Here is a 23,653-nt window from a genome sequence, read left to right on the forward strand (position 1 = left end):
GCTATGTTTTCTTATTAGTTGTGCTTTTTCTATGCACACTTGTCATGAGTCTTTCCTCTAGTGTGCAAGCAGGGGTGCTCAATAAGGAAGATATTGTAAAAGCCTTTCCATCTCCCTATATCGTCGGCGATAAAGATGAATCTCTAGCTGTCTGGCCACTCTACCAGCAGATATCGACCGACACGCCGTTAGTGGGGTATGCCTACGAAACGATTGATATGGTTGCCGTACCGGGCTTTGCGGGCGTGCCCTATAACCTGTTAGTGGCAATTGATCCGCAGGGATCATTTATTAGCGTAAAAGTTTTATCCCATCACGAACCTGTATTTCTTGAAGGCTTGGGCGATAAGCCTCTTTTTGATTTCGCTAAACAGTACTCTGGTATTTCGTTGATGCAGAACATCAAGATCGATGCCAGTCCTACGGTTGCCCAGCGCGAAAACAAAGCCAATGCTTATATTGATGGTGTAACTAAGGCGACGGCATCGGTCCGTATCTTTAATCAGACCTTATTGTCTTCTTCCCTAACAGTGGCTCGTGAAAAACTAGGCTTCGCTAAAGGGCGCGATCCTGATCTGATCGCACGTTTAGATAAAGAGCTTTTTGAGCCGATGAGTTGGGAGCAGCTCATTGATGCAGGTCTCATTCAAAAATTCCGTTTTACCAATGATCAGGTAGAGCAACAGTTTAAAGATACAATTGGTGAAGGGCTTGACGAAGAAGGCCTAGAGGCGCCAGAAGAAACCTATATCGAGCTGTATGTAGCAAACCTAAGCGTGCCATCAGTCGGGCGAAACCTATTATTACCTGAGGCTTGGGAATATCTAAAAGAGAGTACGGCAGAGAATGATCAGCTTCTGTTGGTAATTGGTGATGGTCGCTTCTCGTTCGTTGGCGAAAATTTTGTACGCGGCAAAGTGCCTGAACGTATTAGCTTGCAGCAAGCCGGACTACCTGTTGAAATACGAGATTTTGATTTCAGTGACCGTTTAGATCTATTTGAGCTGGATTACCAAATCAAACTTCCAGAGGCTTTATCTGAGCATGAATGGAAGGCATTTCATGTAATCGGACAGGCAGGTTTAGATCCAGCATTTCCTTATGAATTTCAGCTGCATATCAGCCGTGAAAAAGGTTGGTTATATCCAGAAACAGTTAGTAAAACGTTGGATTTTAAAACTGAGTTGGATGACGAGTATTACATCGCTGCAGAAACGGATAACAAAACCTGGCACAGCCTGTGGTCTGGGCGCACTACAGATATCGCCATCCTCCTTGCGGGTTTATTTGTCCTGACCATTGTGTTGGTTCGTTACCAGCTTCTAACAAAAGGCCAGCAGCATCTGCGTTGGTTTAGACCGCTATATCTAGTTTATACCTTGGTGTTTATCGGCTGGTATGCACAAGGGCAGTTGTCGATTGTAAACATTACTGGTGTGCTACAAGCGTGGTTAGCAGGACGTAGCTTAGAGTTCTTCCTATACGATCCTATGACCGTGATTATCTGGGCTTACGTGGGCATTACCTTCTTTGTGTGGGGGCGCGGCACATTCTGCGGTTGGTTATGTCCATTTGGGGCATTGCAGGAGCTTATCGGTAAGGTGTTAGCCTTCCTGAAAATACCTCAAATTAAGATTTCTGAGAAAACCGATGCGAGACTAAAATGGCTTAAGTATCTGGTTCTGCTGTTCATCCTAGTGGTCGCTGTTGTGTCCGTTCCACTGACAGGTACTGTAGTAGAGATCGAGCCATTTAAAACCAGTATTACTCTGATCTTTGATCGCTCTTGGCCATTTGTATTGTGGGCTGTTGTGTTATTGGCATTAAGCTTGTTTGTTTACAAAGGTTACTGCCGCTATATCTGCCCATTGGGTGCGAGTATGGCTGTGCTGGGTAAACTGCGAATCTATAAATGGCTTCCACGTCGAGAAGAGTGTGGCTCGCCTTGTCGTTTGTGTACACAGAAGTGTGAATACCAAGCGATTCCACGCAGCGGCGTGATTGACTACAACGAGTGCTTCCAGTGTTTAGATTGTGTCGTAATTTACGATGATGATAAGCAGTGTGTACCGCTTGTGTTAGAAAAGCGCGGCCGCAAACTTAAAGTTAAGAATGTTGCTTAACTAACGAAAACCGGCACTGAAAAGTGCCGGTTTGAGTGCTTATCCAAGTAGGAGGCTTTGCTAATTAGGACTGCCCATAATTCGTTACCGTTTGGTAGTTCTGTACAGCAATACTTTCATTATTGGCAGTTTTTGCATAAAAATGATCGCCTTGTGCAAACGCACTTCGATGAGAATCGTCACTTAAGTTTTGCAGTAAATAGTCATATTCATCGATAAACCATTGCGGTAAATTTTGCTGATTATCTATCAGAATTTGGTGTTTGTTTATCGATACACTGCTGCCTGCTGTTTGATTACCCAGTTGATCAGCTATTTGTTTAAACCCTTGTTGAAAGGCTTTAGCTGCTGCTCTCAGACCTTCATCACTTACTTCAATACCTTGGCTTTCCCATGCCTTCAAGGTGTTATTGCCAATAGCCATTCTGCCAAGTTCAATTAAACCTTGTTTATCGGTAGCACTTACAATCTTTCCTATTTGGCTGAAACTATTCTGCTGAGTATTGAGCTGTTGTGCTGGGTTTGAGCTTATGCCTGTTTCAACTCTATTCTTAGTTGGATGGGCTAGGGGTGAAGAGGCAGCGCTATGAATCTTCATCTTGGAGCCTTCTCTACTCGCATTAGCTCGACTAGTTGTGTGCTGGTGTTCATCAACCAATTTTCCCCATCAAAACTCATAGAGAAATATTGCTTATAGCCATAGGTGACTAGGGAGTGATCCCTCTTAGGCTCGTTATCGGAATCGGACTGATTCAATAAGCTATCTCTAAGTTCTGCTTGAGTAGTATTTTCAGCTGCAGTAAGTCGATCTAAAGCGAGGTAGCTTTGTTTGAAGTGAGCGTTTTCGGGGTTATTCAACAACTCTTCGATTTGATCGCTTAGTAAAGGGTCATCAACATTTTTGATCAGGAATTGCGGTTCTTTTGATGGTTCTTCTTCAGCGGATTCTGATTTCTTTTCTGGAATCCCGTAAGAAATAGTGAGTCCATCTGGAACATCGATCCCTTGCTCAGTAAACAACTCTTTTAATTGAGCATTAACGTCTTGATAGCCTGCAGGAATAGTAGAGCTAACTTCAATCATGCTTCCTGATGTGCTGAAAGCGTATTGCTGCCATGCCTCATCAGGAGACGTTGGTTTGAAAACTATTTGAGCATCGCCTGCTGTATTGTAGATGCTATCAGGTAAATCTCCCTGAGCAATGAACTTAGTTTCATCCACTTGAGGTTGGGTGGTTGTAGGGCTTTGGCTATGAGTAACTGAATGCGTTGAGTTCGCTTGAATTTGCATCGTTTAATATCCGTATCGTGATAAGAGAAGTTGATAAAAGGCTTATGCGGAACGTAGTTAGCTCAGTTGTTGCAATTCAGCTTCAAACTTATCGTAGAAATCCTGTCTAACTAGATTAGTTCTATCCCACCCATCTAAGGCCACTGCAAACTCTAACGCGCTTCTTAGCTCTTTAAGTAACTGTTGCCAGCCATTAGTTGACCACTGATCTTCGGGAGCTAAGGCTTCTTTGCTTTCAATTCCTTCAATTTGGAATCCATATACTGCATGGTGCATATGCAACTGCATAATCATCTTGTCGCCTTCTGACATGCCTTCAGTAGCAGCCTCCCAAGACTTGTGGACTGAAGCTGGGGCATTGACTGGAGGAAAGGTAACCATCTTACCGGCCCCAATTTCGACGATACCATCATTGTTCAGATCAACCATGCCGGTTTTGTCTGGTTGGGCAAGTAGGTTGTGAGCTCCTTCACGACTCAAAGAGCTGACACTTATCGGGTCAACTAAGCCAGTTGACTTCTGTAGTAATTTCATTTCCTTTTGAGACATATCGGACAACACTTGCTTGGCTGATTTGTCATTTTCTAATTGGCTATTGGCTTTATCTAGCAGTGCTGAAAAATCACTAACTTGCTCATCAGATAATCCTCTTAATTGCAAAAGGTTTACCGATTCGTTACTTAGGCTTATAGATGACAGCATATTTCTGTTCCCTATCTAATGACTGCTGTAAGGAAAGCAAAAATCAAGCCAAATGATGTATCTTAGATCTATCTTAATTAAGAGTTAGTGAAAAGCTTATAATTACGGGCTGAAGCTATGTAGGAAGGGCAAAATTTATCATGAGAGCTAGGTATAGGCTCTGTTAGACCTAGGTGAGTTTGCCGGAAGCGGCATTAGTATGCCGCTTGAGCTTGAATGCTTTGTAGAATAACTACTGCTCTTGAGTTAGCTCAGAAAAAGAATCTAAAAGCGATTTCGCTTGTTCTTTGGCTATATCAATATCTAGTTCTTGCTGATCTGTAGCTTCTTTTAGCGAGTTGATGCTCTCAAGGATGAATGCTTTGGTGTCATCGGTAAATGGGATTAGTGTTTCCACTAGCGTATCTACTTGATCTTCAACAAAACTAGCAGCTTGCCAAAAATCGTCTTTTACCGGTTCGGGTAGTGCTGATTCAAATTCGACTAAATCTTTTACGCTTTTGCTTTCAATAATGGCACTAGTGCGATTTAAGAATTGCTCAAAATCGGCTTCTAAAAGGGTTAGATCATGTTCAGCCAAGCGAGAGATAGTCGCTCCCGAGTGGTTAATCTGCTTAATAAGATCATCCCGTTGTTCTGCCTCTAACTGACTCAAGTTATTAGCTAATTGTTTGGTCTGAGCTGGTGCGTCTTGATTCAGCCAGGCATGAGTAGTTAATAGTTCGATTGTCTGGCGCTGATCCTGAATGGCTGTACTGTGATCTTTAATTTCATAGAAGGCGCGGCCATCGGATATCCTCTTTTCACCCATATATGATTCAGCAACCAGCATTCGAGTATTGTGATCCGATCTAAGGTTGTCGAGTGTCGAAAGCATCGAGTCATTGGTGGCTAAGTCGTGCTTAGAGTCATCACCTACGAGGGTATTTAAACCCGTAGAGGTTATCTCTAAATAGGCGCGTTGATGGGTGCTATCAAGATGTTTAAGGTCAGTCGCCATCTCTTTTAGCTGATCATCACTAAAGGTGTAATCTTCGGTCAGTGAAACAAAGGTATCGATCATGCCGTAAACAACAGAGGGGGTGTCATCAGCATGATTTAATACGGCGCCATGCCATTCATCGGGCGACGATGGGCGTCTAATGGGATCAAGAGAAAGAGAGTCCGGTTGCGTGGCTGTTTTGGAAAGCTCAGCAAGAAAACTTATCACTTCGTCTTGAGTTTTAGACTCGAAACCTTCTACAGATTCTAATAAGCGGAAACTAAGTTCTAAGTCTCCGCCAAATAGCTGTAATAGATTAGATTGTTGCAGTTCATCGGCCCCTTCGAGGTTATCTAAAATACGGTTAGCATCTTCTGATAATCGCTCTGTATCAATATTGTTTATAGCCGTAATGAAGTTATGAATATCGTTTGCTGCAGGGGAGCTAGGGGTGATTAAACCTCCAGAATCGTACACAGAATCGTCATTTGATAAGGGAACTTTGCTACTCAATTCATCGGCTTTTGCCAACACTTGGCTACGCGTATCACTGTCCAAAGAAGATAGTGTTTGGATAAAGTCCTGTACGTTCTGTTTTCCAGAGGAATAATTGAGGGCAAACGAATTAAAATCGGGTGCTGTCTGTAATGCCAGTGCTGCGCTAGCAAACTGCTGTAACTCGGTATCATTTAGCTGTTGAGCAAGCGCTAAGAAATCTTCGTCTTCTAAAACGCCAAGATCAATTAAGTTCTGGCCTTGCTCATGGGATAGTTTGTCTAAGACAGCATGCATCTGATCGGTTTTTTCAGATTCAGGAAGAATCACGACCTGATGTTTACCTTCAAATGCTGTGAACCGCGTAAACTCACTCGAATCTTGCTGGCGAAGCTGTTCTATCTGCACCTCTACAGAATTAATCTGCTTAAGTTGGCTTTTAAGCTCTTGAGAGGGTTCAGGCTTATTAGGTTTGAGAGTCGAGCTAAGTCCCTGTTGCAGTGGCAACTGATCCGATGTGATCTTCATAAATCCTTTCACTTTAACTTCGTCGGCGGTTTTATCTATAACGGCCAGATTCGAAGAAAATTTATTTTGTTGGGTTATATGGGAGAGTGTTTTGGGTGGAAGGTTCAAAATTATTTAGAAGAGTACCTACTTCTTTGTTCAAGACGAGAGAAGTTGTTCGGTAAAAATCTCTATAGGCAGTGGCTTACCAAATAGATAGCCTTGGAAATTCAGGCAATTAGACAGCTCTAAAAACTCTCTTTGATCAATAGTTTCTACACCTTCAGCAATTACATCTAGTCCTAAGTTATAGGCCATAGCAATTATGGTCTGAACGATCTCTGCATCATCAGGGTCTGTGGTGATATCGCGCACAAAGGACTGATCGATTTTAAGCTGCTCTATAGGTAGCTTTTTAAGGTTACTCAGTGATGAATAACCTGTACCAAAATCGTCTAAAGAAAAGCGGATCCCAAATTTCCTGAGTTTATTCATTTTGGTAACGATCTCATTGACGTCACTTAATAGCACGCTTTCAGTAAGTTCTAATTTCAATAAGTTGGGATCAATTTTTGTGTGCTCTAAAATTGAAATTGTTTGTTCGACGAAACTGATTTGACTGAATTGTCGAGCACTGACATTAACTGCTAATTGTAAATTGGAGGTCGATTCGGATTTAGACCATTCAACCAGCTGTTGGCAGGCTGATTCCATAATCCACCATCCAATAGGAACAATAAGGCCTGTTTCTTCTGCTATAGGTATGAATTCCTCGGGGGAAATGAGCCCGCGCTCGGGATGTTGCCATCGCAAGAGAACTTCAGCACCAGTTAAATGTTCGGTGTTAAATTGAGGTTGGTAATACAGAACGAATTGATATTTTGGTAAGGCATTGCGAAGTTCTAACTCCAGCTCGGCCATATGGAACTGAGGTACCAAAATTTCAGGATCATAAAATCGGCAAGTGTTTTTGCCAGACCATTTTGCTTGATACATAGCCATATCACCGCGTTGCATAACTTCTTCAGCGCTTTCGCCTCCTTGAAAAGGAGTTACGCCGATGCTGCAGGAGGCATGATATTCAAACTGATCTAGGATGATGCTTTGTTTTAAAAGGGATGTGATGTTATCTATAACTTCCTTAACATTGAGAATGACGGTTTTTTCATCCTCACCTACGTCTTCTAATACGATAATAAACTCATCTCCACCTAACCGGGCTACTATATCTGTTTCTCTAACAGCTCCTTTTAGACGGTTAGCTACTTTCTTTAACAAAAGGTCGCCGGTCGAGTGGCCGTGAGTATCGTTAACACTTTTAAAATTATCTAAATCCAAAAAGAGCAGTGCGCCCTGTTTTTTCGTTCGACCTGCACGTTTCAAAATAGTTGATAGGTTATCCATCAAAGATTGGCGATTGGGTAAGTCTGTCAGTGTATCGAAATAGGCATATTGGTGAATTTGGGCTTCACTTTCTTTGATCTTGGTAATATCAGTAAAAGCGCCGACGTAGTTAATGACTTTGCAATCGTCAGATTCTACAGCTGTGATCGTGAGATACTCAGGATAGATCTCGCCTGATTTCCGTTTGTTCCATATCTCTCCCTGCCAGTATTTTTTGGTAGAGAGACTTTCATTCATTTGGTCATAAAAACGTTTTGTATGCTGCCCTGATTGCAAGAGCGCAGGAGTTTGACCAATAGCTTCTTCTGCTGAGTACCCTGTCACGCGAGAGAAAGCTTTATTAACACGTAAGATCACCTTATTTTGGTCAGTAATGATCATACCTTCTTGAGATTCAAAGGCTGTGGCAGCAATACGTAATTGGTGTTCAGCTTCTTTGAGTTTCGTAATGTCCTTAACAAAACATTCAATCAGATGCTGTGGTTCATGTTTAAGAGTGGCAGAGATACTGACTAATAGTTCGGTTCCACTCATCGAACAGAAGGATGTTTCAAAGTTATCTAATTTTTCACTCGATTCGAGTTCTTTAATGAAACGCTTGTATTCATTCGTTGACACGAATAAGTGCTTTTGTAGAGATTCATAATTCTTTTGGAAACTTATTACGGAGTTAAAACCACACATTTGTGCCATGGCAGGGTTCACATTGATGACCTTGCCATCTAAATCTGCCTGGAAAATCCCATGACGAGCATGATCGAATAGACTTTTATATCTATTTCTCTCTGTTTCAAGATCGACTAGGTTTGCCTCTAGTTCTGCATAATAGGTCTTGCGAGTTGATTGCGTGCCTAACCCTAATAAGCTTTTAAAGTCTGTATGAGGTTTAGAGGGCTTCTTCATAAACGGTTGCCAAATCTCTCTTATTAGAAGGGCGAGGGTTGGTTAGGAGGCATGGGTCGATTAGTGCATGATCGGAAAGAATCGGAATATCTGTTTTATGGACGCCATTAACGGTTAGTGTTTGGTTAATACCTACCTGTTGTTTAAGCATTATTACTTGCTGCATTAAGCGCTGCTTTATCTGCTCTGAAGTTAATCCACGTGTATCCACATTCATGGTTTCAGCGATTACTTTGAATCGATCTTGTGCGTTGGGATAGTTATAAGCAATTACATGCTCAAGAAGCATGGCGTTGCATAACCCGTGCGGCAGATCTAGATAGCCACCTAAGGAGTGCGACATCGCGTGCACAGCACCTAAAATGGCATTGGAAAATGCTAATCCCGCTTTCATCGAGCCCAGCATGATTTGTTCTCTGAGCCGCATATCATGGGGTGTCATTAAAAGCGCAGGGAGATTCTCATGAATTAAGCGAATAGCATCTAGTGCGTGCATATCAGTTAAAGGGCCGGCACCTGTAGAAACAAAGGCTTCGATTGCATGGACTAATGCATCTATTCCTGTACAAGCCGTTAAGAATGAATCCATTGAGGATGCTGTTTCTGGATCGATAAGTGAAACATCAGGCACTATAGTTTTGGAAATAATCGAAAATTTTATGCGCTCAATCTGATCTGAAATAATGGCGAACTGTGAAACATCTGCTGAAGAACCTGCCGTTGTAGGAATGAATATTAAAGGAGGGATTGGAGAGCTAATAGTATCTATGCCGTTATAATCTAGAATATGCCCGTCATTGGTACTTACGATCCCAATCCCTTTAGCACAGTCCATAGGGCTGCCACCGCCTATAGCAACTATGACATTACAATTATTAGTTTTATAGACCTCAGAGCCTTTCATTACCTCATCTGTTCGGGGGTTAGGGGAGACATCAATAAAGCTCACCCATTCGATTTCGTTTTCACTTAAGTGATTTTCTACTTCAGAGAGCCAACCCGCCGCTTTTACGCCGGGATCCGAGACAATGAGAACCTTGCGAGCGCCGAAATTTACAGCATAGTTGGCGACTGAATGCCTAGCTCCAACACCAAAAATTATTTCGGGGCTTACAAATTTACGAAGTACTGAAATATCTTCTGTCATAGCAGTTTCTACTTATTTTTCTGCTTTTTATGATTTTAGTTCAAATATGAAAGGGGTTATTGGGGAGTCATCATTAATTGATTTGAGTCAGGTAATATGGTCGGCAGTAAGGAATAGGTAACCAGTTATGTAACAAAGCTATAACAGAAAGCTTTGTTTAGTGTTGTTAGGATATTTGTACAAACCTACCGTTAATTCTGATTTTACTAGGATAGGGCTCTCATGATCGTCATCTACGGAATTAAACAGCAACTAACCCCCATCAAAGCAGAACTGTCGGATGTTATTCATCAATGCATGCAAGAGGTACTTGGTTTTCCCGAGGATAAACGCGCGCATCGGTTTATCCCGATGGAAAAAGAAGATTTCTACTATCCAGGTGGTCGCAGTGACGCCTATACAGTTATCGAAATTAATATGATGGCTGGCCGCAAAGTTGAGACGCAGAAGAAGCTGATTCACACTCTGTTCGAAAAGATAGAAGAGAAAATTGGGATTCTACCCATTGATATTGAAATTACTATTAAAGATCAGCAGCGATACCAATGGGGCTTTAGAGGTATGACGGGTGATGAAGTGAATGACCTTAAATACAAAGTTAATGTCTAGTTGGCCATGAAGCTATAACTTATTGACTTAATTACACTTATGTTCAGCGAGTAACTCTAGGCGGTTATAGGCAACTAAATGGGGTAAAAAAATCACCCTAACTTTGACTCCTTTACTTTCAAGATTGAAAGCATCAATTACTTTACAAGCATACTTTGCATAATCTTCAGTTCGATACCGTTGTATTACACCAATTTGGAGTGCTTTCTTTGAAGTCCATTTCACATCAGAGGCTAGCGGCTCTTGATCGCTATTCAGATAATCGGCTACTTTTTTGTGCTTTTTGCTGAAGCTTTGTTTTGATTTCTTTGATTTGATTATTTCACTGCGCTGACCATCGTTGTTGTAGTAACCAGAGGGAGGCTCTTCATCTTTGTCCATAAAGAAGGTCTTAGCGCCGACCTGTGGGCTAATTAGCGCAGCCAAGAGTATGCTTAAGCCTGTTAGGATCGATAATTGGGATTTGATAAAGTTCAATTGCATAGTGATAATTTCGGTTACAGCTATTCCTTCCTTAAGATTACGCTACCTACCTGATTTTAAAAGAATAAGTTTATTAAAATTTTATCTAAATTTATGAGATTTTATTGAGCTGGATTTATAAATGCTCGATTTTGATCATAGATTGGTATTTATCTACCTCGGCGATTTAGAGTTGTTCAAACATACTCCTAGCTAATTGATTAATGTGTTTGGAGGATTGAATATGGCTGGGCGTTTAGAAGGTAAAGTGGTACTGATTACAGGAGCTGGTGGCGGACTAGGTAGTGCGCAAGCGCGTATGATGGCTGAAGAGGGTGCGAGTGTAATGCTGGCAAACTTACCAGAGGATCCTATTATTGCAGAAGGTCAGAATCCGACAGGGCTTTGGGATAATGCTGTTAAGGTTGCTGATGAGATTCGGGCAGCTGGTGGTAAAGCCGATGTGGTGGCTTTGGATGTTACAGAAGAATCCCAGTGGATTGCTGCGGTAAATGCAACGGAAGCAGCCTTCGGGAAGTTGGATGTATTGGTCAACAATGCGGGCATCTATTATCACGCAGGATTATTGGATCATACCGTAGAGAAGTTTGATCAAATTGTGGGTGTGAATCAGTTGGGCTGCTTATTGGGTATGAAGTCTGCGATTCCTGCCATTCGTCGGTGTGGTGGCGGTTCTATCATAAACTTTGCATCTATTTATGGTATTTCAGGAGCAGGAATGTCTACTGCTTATCAGAGCACAAAAGGCGCCGTTCGCTTGATGACTAAATCAGCAGCACTTGAGTTTGTTGGCGATAATATTCGTATTAATTCAATCTGCCCTGGGATGTTTGATACCAATCTGTTTGAAAGTTCTGTTCCGAAAGAAGCGTGGGAGCCTCTGGTCGATATGGTACCAATGAAGCGCTTTGGTAGACCAAAAGAGATCGCTTATGGCACGGTTTTCTTAGCTTCTGATGAGGCTTCTTTTATGACTGGGTCTGATTTAGTGATTGATGGCGGCTATACCTGCCCTTAAGTTTTTTAACTAATTCTGACCTAGAAAAGCTGCACTTAAGTGCAGCTTTTTTGTTTGGCCGAAACTGTCCTAATTTGGGCCGCTGCCTTTCTTATGTCGATTTTGTTTATAGCTCACACTTAGCTCACAAATATTAAATACTTGGGAGCTTAAGCTATGAAAAATACAGCGTTATTAGTAATTGATGTGCAGGAATCCTTTAAACACCGCGATTATTGGTATAATGAGGGTTTCTCTGATTATGAAGCGAGACAAAACCGGCTAATTGATGCGGTAAGAGCACAAGGTGGCTCAATTGTGTTTATCCTTCATAATGAAGATGAAGGTGTGTTTTCAGTTGAGTCCGGTTATGTCCGCTTGATGGACTTCCTGCATAAGCAGGATGAAGATAAAGTGTTTAATAAACGTGTTCATAATGCGTTACTCGATAGTGGTTTGCATGAATGGCTACAAGCCCAATCGATTACCAAACTGTTGGTCAGTGGATTAAGAACGGAACAGTGCTGTGAAACCACAACGCGTGTAGGTAGTGACTTGGGTTATGAGGTGGATTTCGTGGTCGATGCGACTCATACCTTTACTATGAAAAATCAATTTACCGGTGAGACTGTGAGTGAAGATGCGTTAAAGCTACATACTTCGATGGTTTTGCAAGATCGCTTCGCAAATGTGCGCATGGTTGGAGACTATGAATAAGAAAAGGCGTGTTTATCTGTTGGTGTTGCCACGTGTTCATTTGTTGGATCTGGCAGCGCCTGCTCAGATATTTGCACACCCTTCTTTAGAGGAGAGTATAGAGTTGCGCTATATCTCTCCTCGACCTGAACTGCAGTCCAAACAAGGCTTACATCTTGCTAATCTAGAGCCTTTACCTGAGAGGTTAGATGCAGACGATTGGTTGTTGTTGATCGGTACAAGCCAGTTAAATAAGCATCTTCATGAAGCTGATTACCAGACGGCGATTCAATGGCTAACCTCCGTAAAACAGCAATTCGGTTTGTTAGCGGGGATCTGTTCAGGTTCGCTTCTAGCGGCCAAGGCAGGTGTCTTAGATGGTAAACGCTGCACGACACATCATGACCTTACTGCCTCACTTTGTCAGATCGCGCCAGAGGCTTTAGTACAGGAAGATTGTATTTTCGTTACTGATGGCAATGTATGGACGAGCGCTGGTATCACCACTGGTTTGGATCTCTGCTTACAGTTGGTTGATAACCATTGGGGGCAGGATCGCGCAGTACAGATTGCCCGTGAGATGGTGATCTATATGCGACGATCTGGGCAGGAAGCACAGCTTAGCTTTTGGTTAAATCATCGAAATCACACGCAGTCTCGGGTACATAAGGTGCAGGACCTGATAATGGAGCAGCCGGGTTTTGATTGGGATGTGTCTCTTTTGGCAGATCGAGTTCACTTAAGTGAGCGTCATCTTCGGCGTTTGTTTCTACAAGCCACCGGATTCAACCTGCAAGAGTACCTGCAGCAGGCGCGCATAGAGCTAGGGCGTCAGTTATTAGAGCAAACCAAGCTACCTATAGATGTTATTGCTGAGCGTTGTGGCTTTCAGTCTGAAAGAAGCTTAAGGCGTGTTTGGGCGCGGTGGCAGGAGGGTACGCCCTCGCAATATCGAAGGAATTTAAATTTGATTGATATTTGATCAATTCGGTTGTGGTCGTATATGTTTAAGTGACAGCGTTTCAACACCGTTTATGGAGGCGAGGCATGTCTAATTACCAAGGTACTATTAAGGGTTTATACATTGGACAACCAAAACCAATTGGCCCGGATGATGCGCCGAGCGGTATTTTCAAAGAACCCGTTGATACTTGTTTACTAACCAAGACAGGGCTTGAAGGTGACGTTCAGGTAGATAAGCGTGTGCATGGTGGTCCTGAAAAAGCGCTGTATCATTTTCCCTTAGAAAATTACGCAACCCTTCGCCAAACCTTACCGCATCTTGAAGATAGTTTTATCTCTGGGTCAATAGGAGAAAACCTTTCCAGTGAATCAGTGGATGATACTCAGGTTCATATTGGTGATATTGTGAAAGTGGGTGGTGCTTTAGTACAGGTGTCCCAACCCCGCAGGCCTTGTTGGAAAGTGAATCATAAATACGGTAATGGTCATATAGCGCCATTGCTTATGTCGCAGGCGATCAGTGGTTGGTACTACCGTGTGTTAGAGGAGGGTGAATTGCAAGTAGGCGATACATTCACCTTGCAGGAACGGCTAGATAATAGTGTCGCTGTTGCCGAAGTTTGGAAGGTTTTTTAGAAAAGTTACAGTCCGGATTACCGCCAGAGGCATTCAATACCAATATTCCAGGATTATCGACTGAATGGCGTTTTGAATAGCTGTTGAGGGAACTTAGCCGTAAACATCGTAGAAGAAGTAAGCGGTGATGCCACAGCTAGCGAAAATCACAAAGTTTCGGACCCATTGTTGCGGTAACTGGCGCGAATAATGCGCAGCATAATAACCACCTGCGAGGGTACCTATCAGTACGATCGTACCGGAGTACCAGTCAATGACTCCATCAATAATAAATAGCACAATCGCGATCAACGATACGCATGAAGATACCAAAAGCTTGATACCGTTCATGGTATTAATGTTGGTATAACCCGCCAAAGCCAAATAGCTCAGCGTGATAATGCCTAAACCGGCATTGAAGAAACCGCCATAGAGGCAAACGCCAAACAGCAGTAACATTAGAAGGAAGCCTCCCACTACAGATGCATGTTTATGGGTGCCAGATAGGTTTTTTAAAGCACTGTTGAGTTGCCCGCCAAAGATAAATAAAACTGTGGCAAATAGCAGTAACCAAGGTACCGCTTCAAGAAACACCTCTTCAGGTGTTCTTAGCAGTAATACTGCACCTGCGATACCGCCGATAAAACTAATCAAGATTAATTTTATGAGGTTCTTTCGATCTTGCCTGATATCTTTTCGTAGCGCATAGGTACCGCTCATATACCCAGCGCAGGCAGAGAATGTATTGGTCGCATTTGCGCTAATCGGCGGTACACCCACAAACATCAAGGCTGGAAAGGTAATAAAACTGCCGCCACCGGCGATTGCATTTAATACACCACCAAAAAAGCCTGCTACGAAGAGAATAAAGAGTTCAAACAACATACAAATGTGAAGTCAAAGCGAAAGAGCGATCAAGTATACATGACTGCCCTCGACTTTATCTAAGTAGAACCCCTTAAGTAGATTTTACTTGGATAAACTTTATTCAGCTATTTGCTCTGATTTAGTTAGCCAATACCCGCGTCAAGTAGCTATTGTTGTGATCTTTATAACAGAGTGTTTACTTAGCGGTATCTACCTGAGGGATAGATATTTCACTAATATTGTTAAAGCGTTTTCATGTACAGGTTCCAGTTCAGGAGTTAGCTTTTAATGCAGCCGATTATTCAGGTGCAGGATTTAAATAAAACATACGATTCTGGGTTTACTGCTTTACGTTCGGTAAATCTTGATATCAAAAAAGGTGAAATTTTTGCGTTGTTAGGTCCTAACGGCGCGGGCAAAACTACGCTTATCAGTATTATTTGCGGAATTAGTCGTGGAACCTCAGGCACGGTTTTAGCGGGCAGTTATGATATTGCTAAGGATTATCGCCAGGCGCGAACCAAAATCGGATTAGTACCGCAGGAACTCACCACCGATGCTTTTGAAACGGTATGGGCGACCGTTAATTTTAGTCGAGGCTTGTTCGGGAAAGCACCGGATAAGGCTTACATCGAGAAAATTCTTAAGCAGCTTTCTCTGTGGGATAAACGTAATTCAAAGATGTTAGAGCTTTCTGGTGGCATGAAGCGCAGGGTGATGATTGCGAAAGCTCTGTCCCATGAGCCGGAGATTCTTTTCTTGGATGAGCCTACAGCGGGTGTTGATGTCGAACTTCGCCGTGATATGTGGGAGATGGTTAGAGAGCTGCGCGATAACGGAGTGACCATCATTTTGACTACTCACTATATTGAAGAAGCCGAAGAGATGGCTGATCGTATCGGAGTGATTCGTAAGGGTGAAATTATCCTGATCGAAGAGAAGGCGACGCTGATGTCTAAATTGGGTAAAAAATCCCTGCATATTCATCTTCAACAGCCGATGGAGCAGATTCCTTCAGAGTTGGAGTATTTTAATCTGACTTTAGAGCAAGGGGGTGAATATCTTCAGTATGTTTATGATGCCAGTGAAAGTGAGCAAGTTGCTGAATTGTTAGCGAAATTAAACGAACTAGGTGTTGGGATTAAAGATTTGAACTCTTCAGAGAGCTCACTCGAAGATATCTTTGTAGAACTGGTGCAGGAGTAAGTGATGAATTTTTACGGTATTCGGGCGATCTATAAGTTCGAAATGGCGCGCACCTTTCGTACGTTGATGCAGAGTATTGCATCCCCTGTGCTTTCAACGTCGCTCTATTTTATTGTCTTTGGTACTGCCATTGGATCAAGAATGGGGGAGATTGATGGTATTAGCTATGCGGCGTTTATTATTCCGGGTCTGTTAATGCTGTCTCTGTTGAGTGAGAGTATTTCTAATGCCTCGTTTGGCATCTTCTTTCCAAAGTTTTCTGGGACGATTTACGAGGTGTTGTCAGCTCCGGTTTCACCTTTTGAAATTGTAGCGGGCTATGTTGGCGCGGCAGCAACCAAATCGGTCATGTTGGGATTATTGATTCTGGCTACGGCGAGCTTGTTTGTCGATTACACCATCTTGCACCCGCTATGGATGCTCTGCTTCTTAGTGATTACCGCCATAACTTTTAGTTTGTTTGGTTTTGTTATCGGTATTTGGGCGGATGATTTTCAGAAGCTGCAAATCATCCCTTTGATGGTGATTACACCACTGACCTTCTTGGGCGGAGCGTTTTACTCGATCAATATGTTGCCTGCACCTTGGCAGACCATCTCGCTATTTAATCCTGTTGTTTATTTGGTGAGTGGTTTCCGTTGGGCATTTTATGGCGTAGCAGATGTGAATGTTGGCCTAAGTTTGGGAATGACCATACTGTTTATGATGAGCTGTATGGCAATCATTGCTTGGATATTCCGAAGTGGCTACCGCATCAGAAGCTAGATTGTAACGATTAACGAATAAATCGGTGCTCGGTGATGATATCCATCAGGGCATCGATTCCTTCCTCTTTAGATCCGCTGTTATCGATATACAAAGTGCCGGCCGGCATGTGATCCAAGAAATCAGCGTGGCGTTTTAAACGCTTTTCTATCTCTAAATCTGTTTCCCTACCGCGATTATGCAATCTATCTCTTAGTAGCTCGGTTCTAATATTTATCATCACTGGGATGAGAAAATCATACTGTTGCATCGCTATTGGAAGATACTGGCGAGAGCCGTTAATAATGACGTTGAGTCCCGCTTTAACCCAGATCTCGACCTCTTTACCTATTCCATACAAATGGTCATGAGAAGCCCAATGCATAGCAAACATGGCGGTATCAACGCGTAGTTGAAATTCAGACTCTGTAAGGTGGATGTGGTTTTCTCCACCGGCATCTGCAGCCCGCGTGATGTACCTATGGGCGATAAATGCCTGATGGCTATGTTCTAAGCGTTGTCTACAGCCTTGTAGGAGAGTGTCTTTTCCGGAGCCCGAGGCACCCATAAGATAAAAAAGTTTACCGCTCATCAATTTTCCGATAGTGAGATTGCTTATTTTAGTTATAGCAAAGTGAATTTTCTAAAGCTTTACCGCTTTGGGCTCACTTCGGTATCGTTGAATGAATATGTCCGCTTTTGTATACCCTCTTTTAATTGATACATCTTTAAATTAACCTAGTCTGTTACAAGGTTATTGAATGCATAGGGGGATGACAGTGACGCTATTAAACCGTTTGGTGGTCTCTTTCACTGTATTGCTCATGCTGCCTTATGCTCATGCTAGTCAGACAGTTCAACTTTACACAGTTGATTACCCTCCTTACACCATGATTGATGATAAAGGTGTTATTAATGGTATCGATGTGGAAGTCACGCAGGCTGCTTTTGCTGCTGTAGGTATTAATGCGGATATACAAACGGCCCCATGGAAGAGGATATTAAAGAGTATAGAGTATGGCCGCATCGCCGGTACGATTACCTGTTCTAAAAGAGCTGGAAGAGAGAGTTACATTTTATTCAGTGATGTTCTTAGTGAAGCGCACCAGGTTGCTGTAATAAGTGCAGTTCGCAATGGCAGTGATATTAACCGCTTTATGGATTTAGCTAAGGTCAAAGTTTCAGTTGTCGATGGTTGGGGAATTCAAAAAGAACTGATACAGGCAGGTATTGTACATTCGGCTGTGCCTGACATAGACAGTGGTATTCGTTCTATTATTTTTCGTGATATTGACGTGTTTTATAACGGAGAATTGGCAACTCAGCATCGTGCGAAATTAATTGGGTTGCAAGATAAAATCAAAATTAAGCGGTTAAAGAGCCAAACTCCTCGGCAATATCATCTTTGTCTAAGCAAGCAGTACCCAGAAGCGGAGCCTCTGATGGATAAATTTAATGAAGGCTTACGCTTAATCAAAAGCAATGGCCAGTATCAAGCTATATACGACCGCTACCGTTAATGGCAAAACAGGATGTTATGAGCCTCAATTTAAGACGTAAGATTGCTTTCAAACAAGCACGCTTTATCTTAATTATTGCGTTGTTATTAGGACTGTTTTCTTCTGGTTTACAGATCTACTTGGATCTTCAGCAGGTGAGAAAAACTACTTCTGAGGATATCGCACGTATTATCAGTATGTATCGAGATACAGCGGCTCAAGCTGTTTACAATCTGAATGCATTTCAGGCGAATGAGATAACCTCGTCACTTGTTTCTTATCCCACCATTTATCATGCTCAGCTAATTGATGACTTTAGTGAAACCTTAGCAGAGCATCGAAGGGATCAAACTCGTAGTTCTAGTTTTCTTTCGATTTCCACCCAGCAGCTATTTGACCTGAATCGTTATATAGAGATGGAACTGGAGCTGGCTGCTGTTAATTCTGGCAATGAAAGAGCCCGGCTTATAGTTGAGCTGGACACGATCTATGTGGCTAATAATTTCACTCATCGCGCTATCAACAGTTTGCTATTGGGCTTGATGCACAATGTAGTTTTAGCTGCGATTTTCTTAATTTTAATCTATCGATTCCTTTCTCGACCGATTGTAAAGACCGCAAAATGGGTAAACGAATTACGCTCAGGTGATAAAAGTTCAGCTTTACCCTATACAGCAGAAGATGAATTAGGTGATTTGGTACGTAGTTTTTCAGGGCTTTGGAAAGATCGTGAAGCTGTTACCGATAAATTAACCGAGATGGTCGCTGAGCTATCTGAAAGTGAGCACTTTTCTCGATCGATTATGGATAACGCTGGGGATGCAATGTTTCTGTGTGCTTTAGATAGCACAATCTTCCGCGTTAATAACCAAGGTGCTCGTACTCTTGGATTAGCTAAAGAACAGCTTTGTAATACAAAACTTTCGGATTACAGTAAGAATTACTCCTACGAAGAATACCAGCAGATGTGTGAAGGTATTAGTGAGGCCAAAGTTACCACCTTTGAAGATCTGCAAATTAATGCCAATGGCACAGTTTTTCCAGTAGAAGCGAGAGCCATTAAGTTAACACTTCAATCCCAAGAATATCTTCTGATCGTCGCTAGGGATATCTCCGTTAGGAAGCAAGCTGAAAAACAGATCCATGAATTAGCGTTTTATGACACGTTGACGGGGCTGCCTAATCGCCGATTATATTTGGATAGGCTTACAGCCTCAGTCGAATTACACCAAGCGAATAATAGCTACGGTGCTGTTTTGTTCTTAGATCTTGATAGATTCAAAACAATTAATGACTCCCTGGGGCATGGTGTGGGCGATGAGTTGCTTAATAATATCGCGCAACGTTTAACTCATGTCTTACCAATCGAATCAACATGTGCCCGATTTGGTGGTGATGAATTCGTTATTCTCTTGCCCGAAACGGGAAGTTCTTCTGAGGTTTGTGCTGATGTATCTGCACACGTAGCGCAAGAAATACTAAAAGTGATGTCAGAGCCATTCTGTATCGAAGGGCACACACTATATTGTACGGCTAGTATAGGTATTGCTGTATTCCCCGCTGCTGATGCATCGGCACAGGATATTATTCGGCAGGCAGATACAGCGCTATACCGTGTTAAAGCTATGGGGCGAAATAGCTTTCAGTTCTATGATCCTGAGATGCAATCTACGGCCCAAGAGCGCTTAGAGGTAGAAAAGGGACTTCATCAGGCACTTATATCCAACCAATTTGTCTTGTGGTTTCAGCCGCAAATTTGTAAAGACGGTAATCTTATAGGAGCAGAAGCGCTTATCCGTTGGCAGCATCCAGAAAAAGGATTAATTTTACCTGGTGGGTTTATTCAGGTTGCTGAAGAGAGCGGACAGATTGTTGAGATCGGCAATTGGGTTTTAAGAGAAGGGTTAAAGCATCTGGCCCAATGGCGATCTGATGGTTTACCAGAGAGTTTTCAGCGTCTTGCAATTAATATCAGCCCTATGCAGTTTATGCAGGTGGACTTTGTCGATCAAGTTATCCAGCTAATGGATGAATATGGTCTACCAGGCGATGCAGTTGAATTAGAAATTACCGAAAATATGCTGCTGAATAATTTTGAAGTAGCGAGCCACAAGATGAGCCTTTTGAAGGATAAAGGGGTTTCTTTTGCAATTGATGATTTCGGTACAGGTTATTCTTCACTTAAATATCTGCGAAACTTGCCACTGGATATTCTTAAAATAGATCGCTCATTCGTAACAGGCCTTAGACCAAAAACTGAAGAAGCTGCCATAGTTGAAGTTATTTTAGCGACTGCTGATAGATTAGGGCTGCTGGTTATTGCTGAAGGCGTTGAAACCACTGAAGAAAAAGACACACTAGTTCAACTGGGGTGTGATTGCTTCCAAGGTTACCTGTTATCTAAACCGCTACCTGCTGATAGGTTTATTGAGTTTTCATCCTCCAACGATGTTGTCGTAATAGATTGAGTAATTAATGAGTGAGTTAAGCAAACAATTGGAACTGCTTTGGGAACAGGCTTCCGAAGCGCATACAGCGATTCAGCGGGATTTTTCAGATATCGATCCGCTAATTGGTGTGAGTCAAAATATGCGAAAGCAGGGTATACCTGCGGATGTTATGACGATCGATTGCTTACGAACCCGTAAGCGGATAATTATTATCTTGCATGATCAACAGCCCGATATTGTTAGTTACCAATTTGCGGGTATGGACTCTGATCCTGAAGGTGATTTTGACGCTTTAGCGTTTGAGAAAGTAACGGAAAAACAGATCTATCAATGGATCGCGGAGTATTTTAAAAATCCATTATAGGTGAACCTGTTATGGGTATCAGGCCAGTAGAAACTGGCCTGAGTGTGTTTTGTTAAGTGCGGTTGCCCCAAGGGTTTGAAGATGAGCGTTTGGCTCTGCGCTTTTTGTTGTTACCTTCAGACTGTGAATTTGGCTTCTGTCCTTTAGGTTTAGAGCTATTGCCTTTGTGTTTACCTGCACCTTCACTTGCTTTGTGCGATTTGTTTTTACCTTGAGGCTTATGCCCACGAGAATTTTCCCCCGAACGTTGACCGTCACGATGGCTTTTAGTCTGCTTGGGCTTCTTGTTGCTATTCGATTTCTTTCGAGCCGGTTTCTTGCTTAAGTCTGAGGCTGGCAGAGCGTGTGCCGGTTCGAAACCTTCGATGATCTCTCTGTCTAATACTTTACCGATTAAACGCTCTATCGCGTGTAACTGATCAAATTCATCAGCACTTACCAATGAAACGGCTTGACCTGTTGCACCTGCTCGACCTGTTCGACCAATACGATGAACATAATCTTCAGGCACATTAGGTAGATCAAAATTAACTACTTGTGGTAATTGGTCAATATCAATTCCGCGTGCAGCGATATCCGTTGCAACTAGCACTCTTATAGAACCACTTTTGAACTCTGCTAATGCCTTGGTTCGTGCCCCCTGACTTTTATTACCATGAATGGCAGCAGCACTGATTTTGGCAGATTCTAACTGACGAACTAAGCGGTTAGCGCCGTGCTTAGTTCTGGAGAATACAAGCACTTGATGCCAGTCATTGTCTTTGATTAGTTGGCTTAAAATTTGCGACTTCTGTTTTTTATCTACGGGGCAAATCCACTGTTTAACCGTTGAAGCTGTGGAATTTGCAGGGGTGACAGAAATCTCTACAGGATTAGATACAAAGGCTTGGGCCAATTTTCTAATTTGTGGTGAAAATGTCGCTGAAAATAGCAGGTTTTGACGTTGTGAAGGTAAAAACTTCAGGATTTTCTTAATGTCATGAATAAAGCCCATATCCAACATGCGATCAGCTTCATCTAGGACAAGAACTTCTAATTGAGCAAATTTAACAGCACCTTGATTGTGGAGATCAATCAATCGACCTGGAGTCGCTACTAAAACATCGACTCCTCCTCTTAATTTGGCAATTTGTGGATTAATTTTTACGCCGCCAAAAACTACGGTTGAACGTATGGCTAAATTCTTTGAGTAGCTTTCTACACTATCGTTTACTTGAGCAGCAAGTTCTCTGGTTGGGGTAAGAATTAACGCCCTAACATGCCCGCGTTTAGCAGGTGTACCATGACTTAATCTCTCTAAAATTGGGAGAGTAAAGCCTGCGGTTTTACCAGTACCCGTCTGTGCGGCAGCCATAAGGTCGTGGCCTTCGATGACAGCAGGGATTGCTTGCTCCTGAATAGGGGAAGGAGTTGAATACCCTTTAGCATTAATTGCATCAAGAATAGGGCTAGATAAGCCAAGCTCTGTAAAGTTCATATGTTATCTCTTAAGGAAAGCGTTCTTCGCGTGAAAACGTTCAGGTCGATCTTTAAAGAGCGACTTATAACACGCAGTCATAGTGTTTGATTGGAGCTATGGGTATCACACTGAACGTTGTGAAACCTTAGGAGATAGGGGAGAACCGTACTACATTCCTGCTCTACAGGTAGCTCGTAGTACTCTTAAAAACGTAGTTTGCTTAAGATAATACGATACTAGGTAATCAATGCGCGGATATTAGCATTATAAGAGGTGCATAGCAGCTTAAACTTCGTTTTAGGGACTTTATCCTAGTGCGTGAATTACATCACCAGTGTTACTCATCATGTTGTGTTATCTGTCGGTCACAATCCAAATTGAAATTTAGGCATATTAATTGGCTCTTAATGAATTTAATCCGATTGAAGCAAAGGCTTTCATTATGCGGTTTTAAGCCTGTTTACAATTGAGTTGAGCTACTTCAATAGTCATTTAAGTTGAATTCCTTTCATTTAATATGGTTATTTTCTTTTTCGCTTGTATGTATTTTTTGCTAAACAAAAGCTTAGGGCTAGACTGTTGTTGTAATCGTTTGAAATAAATGAAATAGCTCTCCACTAATACACGGCCAGTCAGCACTCCAAAGCTGGGAATATGGAAATTTGTAAAGTGCATTAAGGGATTAAACGCATGAATAGCTATGTTGATCACCATAAAATTCTGATTTGTGACGATTCACTGACAAACGTTTTAATTCTTAGCAAGTTAATTGAAACTGAAGTTAGTAATACCTCAATCACTTCCTTGACGGATCCTCGGAAAGTTTTACCTCAACTTGAGCAGCAAGACTTCGACCTAATATTGTTAGATGTCGAAATGCCAGGATTAAATGGATTTGAAGTTTTACATCAAATTCGCCAGCGCTGGGAAATGGATCAACTTCCAGTAATTATACTGACGGGTTCTACGGGAGCTGATCTTCGTAATAAAAGCTTATCAAATGGTGCAAACGACTTTATGAATAAACCATTCGATCAAGCTGAAATTTGCCTTAGGGTAAACAACACATTAAAAATTGCTAATGCGCATAAGGTTCTTTCTTCCGAAAAAAAATAAATTAGAGTCACTTGTACAAAACAGGACCCAAG

General features: G+C 42.2%; 22 protein-coding genes. 12 read left to right on the forward strand and 10 right to left on the reverse strand.

All coding sequences use genetic code 11. The annotated features are described in order from the left end of the window. Positions 1–44 precede the first annotated feature (44 nt). A complete protein-coding gene (locus ACMXYR_RS07135) occupies positions 45–2,123 on the forward strand; it encodes a 4Fe-4S binding protein (protein ID WP_415903479.1) in 2,079 nt (692 codons plus the stop codon). Between the two features lie 64 nt (positions 2,124–2,187). On the opposite strand, the gene ACMXYR_RS07140 is transcribed toward ACMXYR_RS07135, so the two are convergent. The 6 genes from ACMXYR_RS07140 to ercA all read right to left on the reverse strand — a co-directional run bounded on the left by ACMXYR_RS07140 (position 2,188) and on the right by ercA (position 9,553). Next, positions 2,188–2,721, reverse strand: coding sequence for a hypothetical protein (locus tag ACMXYR_RS07140; RefSeq protein WP_415903480.1), 534 nt, complete (start codon positions 2,719–2,721; stop codon positions 2,188–2,190). Beyond that, the gene (locus tag ACMXYR_RS07145; RefSeq protein ID WP_415903481.1) at positions 2,718–3,413 is read right to left on the reverse strand and encodes a hypothetical protein; all 696 of its coding nucleotides are present in this window, start codon (positions 3,411–3,413) and stop codon (positions 2,718–2,720) included. Before ACMXYR_RS07145 ends, ACMXYR_RS07140 begins: the two co-directional genes overlap by 4 nt. A 57-nt stretch (positions 3,414–3,470) precedes the next feature. Continuing rightward, positions 3,471–4,115 carry a hypothetical protein gene (locus ACMXYR_RS07150; protein WP_415903482.1) on the reverse strand — a complete coding sequence of 215 codons (645 nt, stop codon included), beginning with the start codon at positions 4,113–4,115 and terminating at the stop codon, positions 3,471–3,473. Between the two features lie 232 nt (positions 4,116–4,347). Further along, a complete protein-coding gene (locus ACMXYR_RS07155; RefSeq protein ID WP_415903483.1) occupies positions 4,348–6,120 on the reverse strand; it encodes a hypothetical protein in 1,773 nt (590 codons plus the stop codon). 138 nt (positions 6,121–6,258) lie between these two features. Then, a complete protein-coding gene (locus ACMXYR_RS07160) occupies positions 6,259–8,406 on the reverse strand; it encodes an EAL domain-containing protein (protein ID WP_415903484.1) in 2,148 nt (715 codons plus the stop codon). Further along, on the reverse strand, positions 8,390–9,553 hold the full coding sequence (gene ercA / locus ACMXYR_RS07165; protein ID WP_415903485.1) for an alcohol dehydrogenase-like regulatory protein ErcA: 1,164 nt from the start codon (positions 9,551–9,553) through the stop codon (positions 8,390–8,392). The genes ACMXYR_RS07160 and ercA overlap by 17 nt, the downstream gene beginning before the upstream one ends. A 222-nt stretch (positions 9,554–9,775) precedes the next feature. Between ercA and ACMXYR_RS07170 the strand changes: the two genes are divergently transcribed. Then, on the forward strand, positions 9,776–10,162 hold the full coding sequence (locus ACMXYR_RS07170; RefSeq protein WP_415903486.1) for a tautomerase family protein: 387 nt from the start codon (positions 9,776–9,778) through the stop codon (positions 10,160–10,162). 27 nt (positions 10,163–10,189) lie between these two features. Here the strand turns inward: ACMXYR_RS07170 and ACMXYR_RS07175 are convergent, their stop codons facing one another. Next, positions 10,190–10,543, reverse strand: a complete 354-nt coding sequence (locus tag ACMXYR_RS07175) for a hypothetical protein (protein WP_415903487.1) — start codon at positions 10,541–10,543, stop codon at positions 10,190–10,192. A 325-nt stretch (positions 10,544–10,868) separates the two neighbouring features. Here ACMXYR_RS07175 and ACMXYR_RS07180 point away from each other — a divergent pair, with 325 nt between their 5' ends. From ACMXYR_RS07180 to ACMXYR_RS07195, 4 genes are all read left to right on the forward strand, one after another. Beyond that, positions 10,869–11,663 carry an SDR family NAD(P)-dependent oxidoreductase gene (locus ACMXYR_RS07180; RefSeq protein ID WP_415903488.1) on the forward strand — a complete coding sequence of 265 codons (795 nt, stop codon included), beginning with the start codon at positions 10,869–10,871 and terminating at the stop codon, positions 11,661–11,663. Positions 11,664–11,819: 156 nt separating this feature from the next. Continuing rightward, positions 11,820–12,359: an isochorismatase family protein gene (locus tag ACMXYR_RS07185; protein ID WP_415903489.1), complete on the forward strand. Its 540-nt coding sequence runs from the start codon at positions 11,820–11,822 to the stop codon at positions 12,357–12,359. Beyond that, complete coding sequence (locus ACMXYR_RS07190; protein ID WP_415903490.1) at positions 12,352–13,320, forward strand: GlxA family transcriptional regulator; 969 nt, start codon at positions 12,352–12,354, stop codon at positions 13,318–13,320. The genes ACMXYR_RS07185 and ACMXYR_RS07190 overlap by 8 nt, the downstream gene beginning before the upstream one ends. A 65-nt stretch (positions 13,321–13,385) precedes the next feature. Continuing rightward, on the forward strand, positions 13,386–13,937 hold the full coding sequence (locus ACMXYR_RS07195; protein WP_415903491.1) for an MOSC domain-containing protein: 552 nt from the start codon (positions 13,386–13,388) through the stop codon (positions 13,935–13,937). 93 nt (positions 13,938–14,030) lie between these two features. On the opposite strand, the gene ACMXYR_RS07200 is transcribed toward ACMXYR_RS07195, so the two are convergent. Then, positions 14,031–14,801: a sulfite exporter TauE/SafE family protein gene (locus ACMXYR_RS07200; RefSeq protein ID WP_415903492.1), complete on the reverse strand. Its 771-nt coding sequence runs from the start codon at positions 14,799–14,801 to the stop codon at positions 14,031–14,033. Between the two features lie 270 nt (positions 14,802–15,071). Here ACMXYR_RS07200 and ACMXYR_RS07205 point away from each other — a divergent pair, with 270 nt between their 5' ends. Next, positions 15,072–15,989, forward strand: a complete 918-nt coding sequence (locus ACMXYR_RS07205; protein ID WP_415903493.1) for an ATP-binding cassette domain-containing protein — start codon at positions 15,072–15,074, stop codon at positions 15,987–15,989. Between the two features lie 3 nt (positions 15,990–15,992). Further along, positions 15,993–16,754, forward strand: a complete 762-nt coding sequence (locus ACMXYR_RS07210) for an ABC transporter permease (protein WP_415903494.1) — start codon at positions 15,993–15,995, stop codon at positions 16,752–16,754. A 10-nt stretch (positions 16,755–16,764) separates the two neighbouring features. Here ACMXYR_RS07210 and phnN read toward each other — a convergent pair whose 3' ends face one another. Next, complete coding sequence (gene phnN / locus ACMXYR_RS07215) at positions 16,765–17,325, reverse strand: phosphonate metabolism protein/1,5-bisphosphokinase (PRPP-forming) PhnN (RefSeq protein WP_415903495.1); 561 nt, start codon at positions 17,323–17,325, stop codon at positions 16,765–16,767. Between the two features lie 187 nt (positions 17,326–17,512). On the opposite strand from phnN, the gene ACMXYR_RS07220 reads away from it, so the two are divergent. From ACMXYR_RS07220 to ACMXYR_RS07230, 3 genes are read left to right on the forward strand one after another with little or no spacing between them, the layout of a single operon-like run. Beyond that, positions 17,513–18,253, forward strand: a complete 741-nt coding sequence (locus ACMXYR_RS07220; protein WP_415903496.1) for a substrate-binding periplasmic protein — start codon at positions 17,513–17,515, stop codon at positions 18,251–18,253. Positions 18,254–18,270: 17 nt separating this feature from the next. Beyond that, a complete protein-coding gene (locus tag ACMXYR_RS07225; protein WP_415903497.1) occupies positions 18,271–20,700 on the forward strand; it encodes an EAL domain-containing protein in 2,430 nt (809 codons plus the stop codon). A gap of 7 nt (positions 20,701–20,707) precedes the next feature. Next, on the forward strand, positions 20,708–21,046 hold the full coding sequence (locus tag ACMXYR_RS07230) for a hypothetical protein (protein WP_415903498.1): 339 nt from the start codon (positions 20,708–20,710) through the stop codon (positions 21,044–21,046). A gap of 52 nt (positions 21,047–21,098) precedes the next feature. Here the strand turns inward: ACMXYR_RS07230 and ACMXYR_RS07235 are convergent, their stop codons facing one another. Continuing rightward, complete coding sequence (locus ACMXYR_RS07235) at positions 21,099–22,523, reverse strand: DEAD/DEAH box helicase (RefSeq protein WP_415903499.1); 1,425 nt, start codon at positions 22,521–22,523, stop codon at positions 21,099–21,101. Positions 22,524–23,195: 672 nt separating this feature from the next. Here ACMXYR_RS07235 and ACMXYR_RS07240 point away from each other — a divergent pair. Beyond that, entirely contained in the window at positions 23,196–23,621 is a 426-nt protein-coding gene (locus ACMXYR_RS07240; protein ID WP_415903500.1) for a response regulator, read from the forward strand. Positions 23,622–23,653 lie beyond the last annotated feature (32 nt).

Origin of the sequence: Neptuniibacter sp. QD29_5 (assembly GCF_047778125.1) — a bacterium.
In the GTDB taxonomy this organism is placed as follows: domain Bacteria; phylum Pseudomonadota; class Gammaproteobacteria; order Pseudomonadales; family Balneatricaceae; genus Neptuniibacter.

Coding starts and splice junctions, on each gene's coding strand:
- ACMXYR_RS07135 (WP_415903479.1), top strand. CDS start 45: ATGAGTCTTTCCTCTAGTGTGCAAGCAGGGGTGCTCAATAAGGAAGAT.
- ACMXYR_RS07140 (WP_415903480.1), bottom strand. CDS start 2,721: ATGAAGATTCATAGCGCTGCCTCTTCACCCCTAGCCCATCCAACTAAG.
- ACMXYR_RS07145 (WP_415903481.1), bottom strand. CDS start 3,413: ATGCAAATTCAAGCGAACTCAACGCATTCAGTTACTCATAGCCAAAGC.
- ACMXYR_RS07150 (WP_415903482.1), bottom strand. CDS start 4,115: ATGCTGTCATCTATAAGCCTAAGTAACGAATCGGTAAACCTTTTGCAA.
- ACMXYR_RS07155 (WP_415903483.1), bottom strand. CDS start 6,120: ATGAAGATCACATCGGATCAGTTGCCACTGCAACAGGGACTTAGCTCG.
- ACMXYR_RS07160 (WP_415903484.1), bottom strand. CDS start 8,406: ATGAAGAAGCCCTCTAAACCTCATACAGACTTTAAAAGCTTATTAGGG.
- ercA (WP_415903485.1), bottom strand. CDS start 9,553: ATGACAGAAGATATTTCAGTACTTCGTAAATTTGTAAGCCCCGAAATA.
- ACMXYR_RS07170 (WP_415903486.1), top strand. CDS start 9,776: ATGATCGTCATCTACGGAATTAAACAGCAACTAACCCCCATCAAAGCA.
- ACMXYR_RS07175 (WP_415903487.1), bottom strand. CDS start 10,543: ATGGACAAAGATGAAGAGCCTCCCTCTGGTTACTACAACAACGATGGT.
- ACMXYR_RS07180 (WP_415903488.1), top strand. CDS start 10,869: ATGGCTGGGCGTTTAGAAGGTAAAGTGGTACTGATTACAGGAGCTGGT.
- ACMXYR_RS07185 (WP_415903489.1), top strand. CDS start 11,820: ATGAAAAATACAGCGTTATTAGTAATTGATGTGCAGGAATCCTTTAAA.
- ACMXYR_RS07190 (WP_415903490.1), top strand. CDS start 12,352: ATGAATAAGAAAAGGCGTGTTTATCTGTTGGTGTTGCCACGTGTTCAT.
- ACMXYR_RS07195 (WP_415903491.1), top strand. CDS start 13,386: ATGTCTAATTACCAAGGTACTATTAAGGGTTTATACATTGGACAACCA.
- ACMXYR_RS07200 (WP_415903492.1), bottom strand. CDS start 14,801: ATGTTGTTTGAACTCTTTATTCTCTTCGTAGCAGGCTTTTTTGGTGGT.
- ACMXYR_RS07205 (WP_415903493.1), top strand. CDS start 15,072: ATGCAGCCGATTATTCAGGTGCAGGATTTAAATAAAACATACGATTCT.
- ACMXYR_RS07210 (WP_415903494.1), top strand. CDS start 15,993: ATGAATTTTTACGGTATTCGGGCGATCTATAAGTTCGAAATGGCGCGC.
- phnN (WP_415903495.1), bottom strand. CDS start 17,325: ATGAGCGGTAAACTTTTTTATCTTATGGGTGCCTCGGGCTCCGGAAAA.
- ACMXYR_RS07225 (WP_415903497.1), top strand. CDS start 18,271: ATGAGCCTCAATTTAAGACGTAAGATTGCTTTCAAACAAGCACGCTTT.
- ACMXYR_RS07230 (WP_415903498.1), top strand. CDS start 20,708: ATGAGTGAGTTAAGCAAACAATTGGAACTGCTTTGGGAACAGGCTTCC.
- ACMXYR_RS07235 (WP_415903499.1), bottom strand. CDS start 22,523: ATGAACTTTACAGAGCTTGGCTTATCTAGCCCTATTCTTGATGCAATT.
- ACMXYR_RS07240 (WP_415903500.1), top strand. CDS start 23,196: ATGAATAGCTATGTTGATCACCATAAAATTCTGATTTGTGACGATTCA.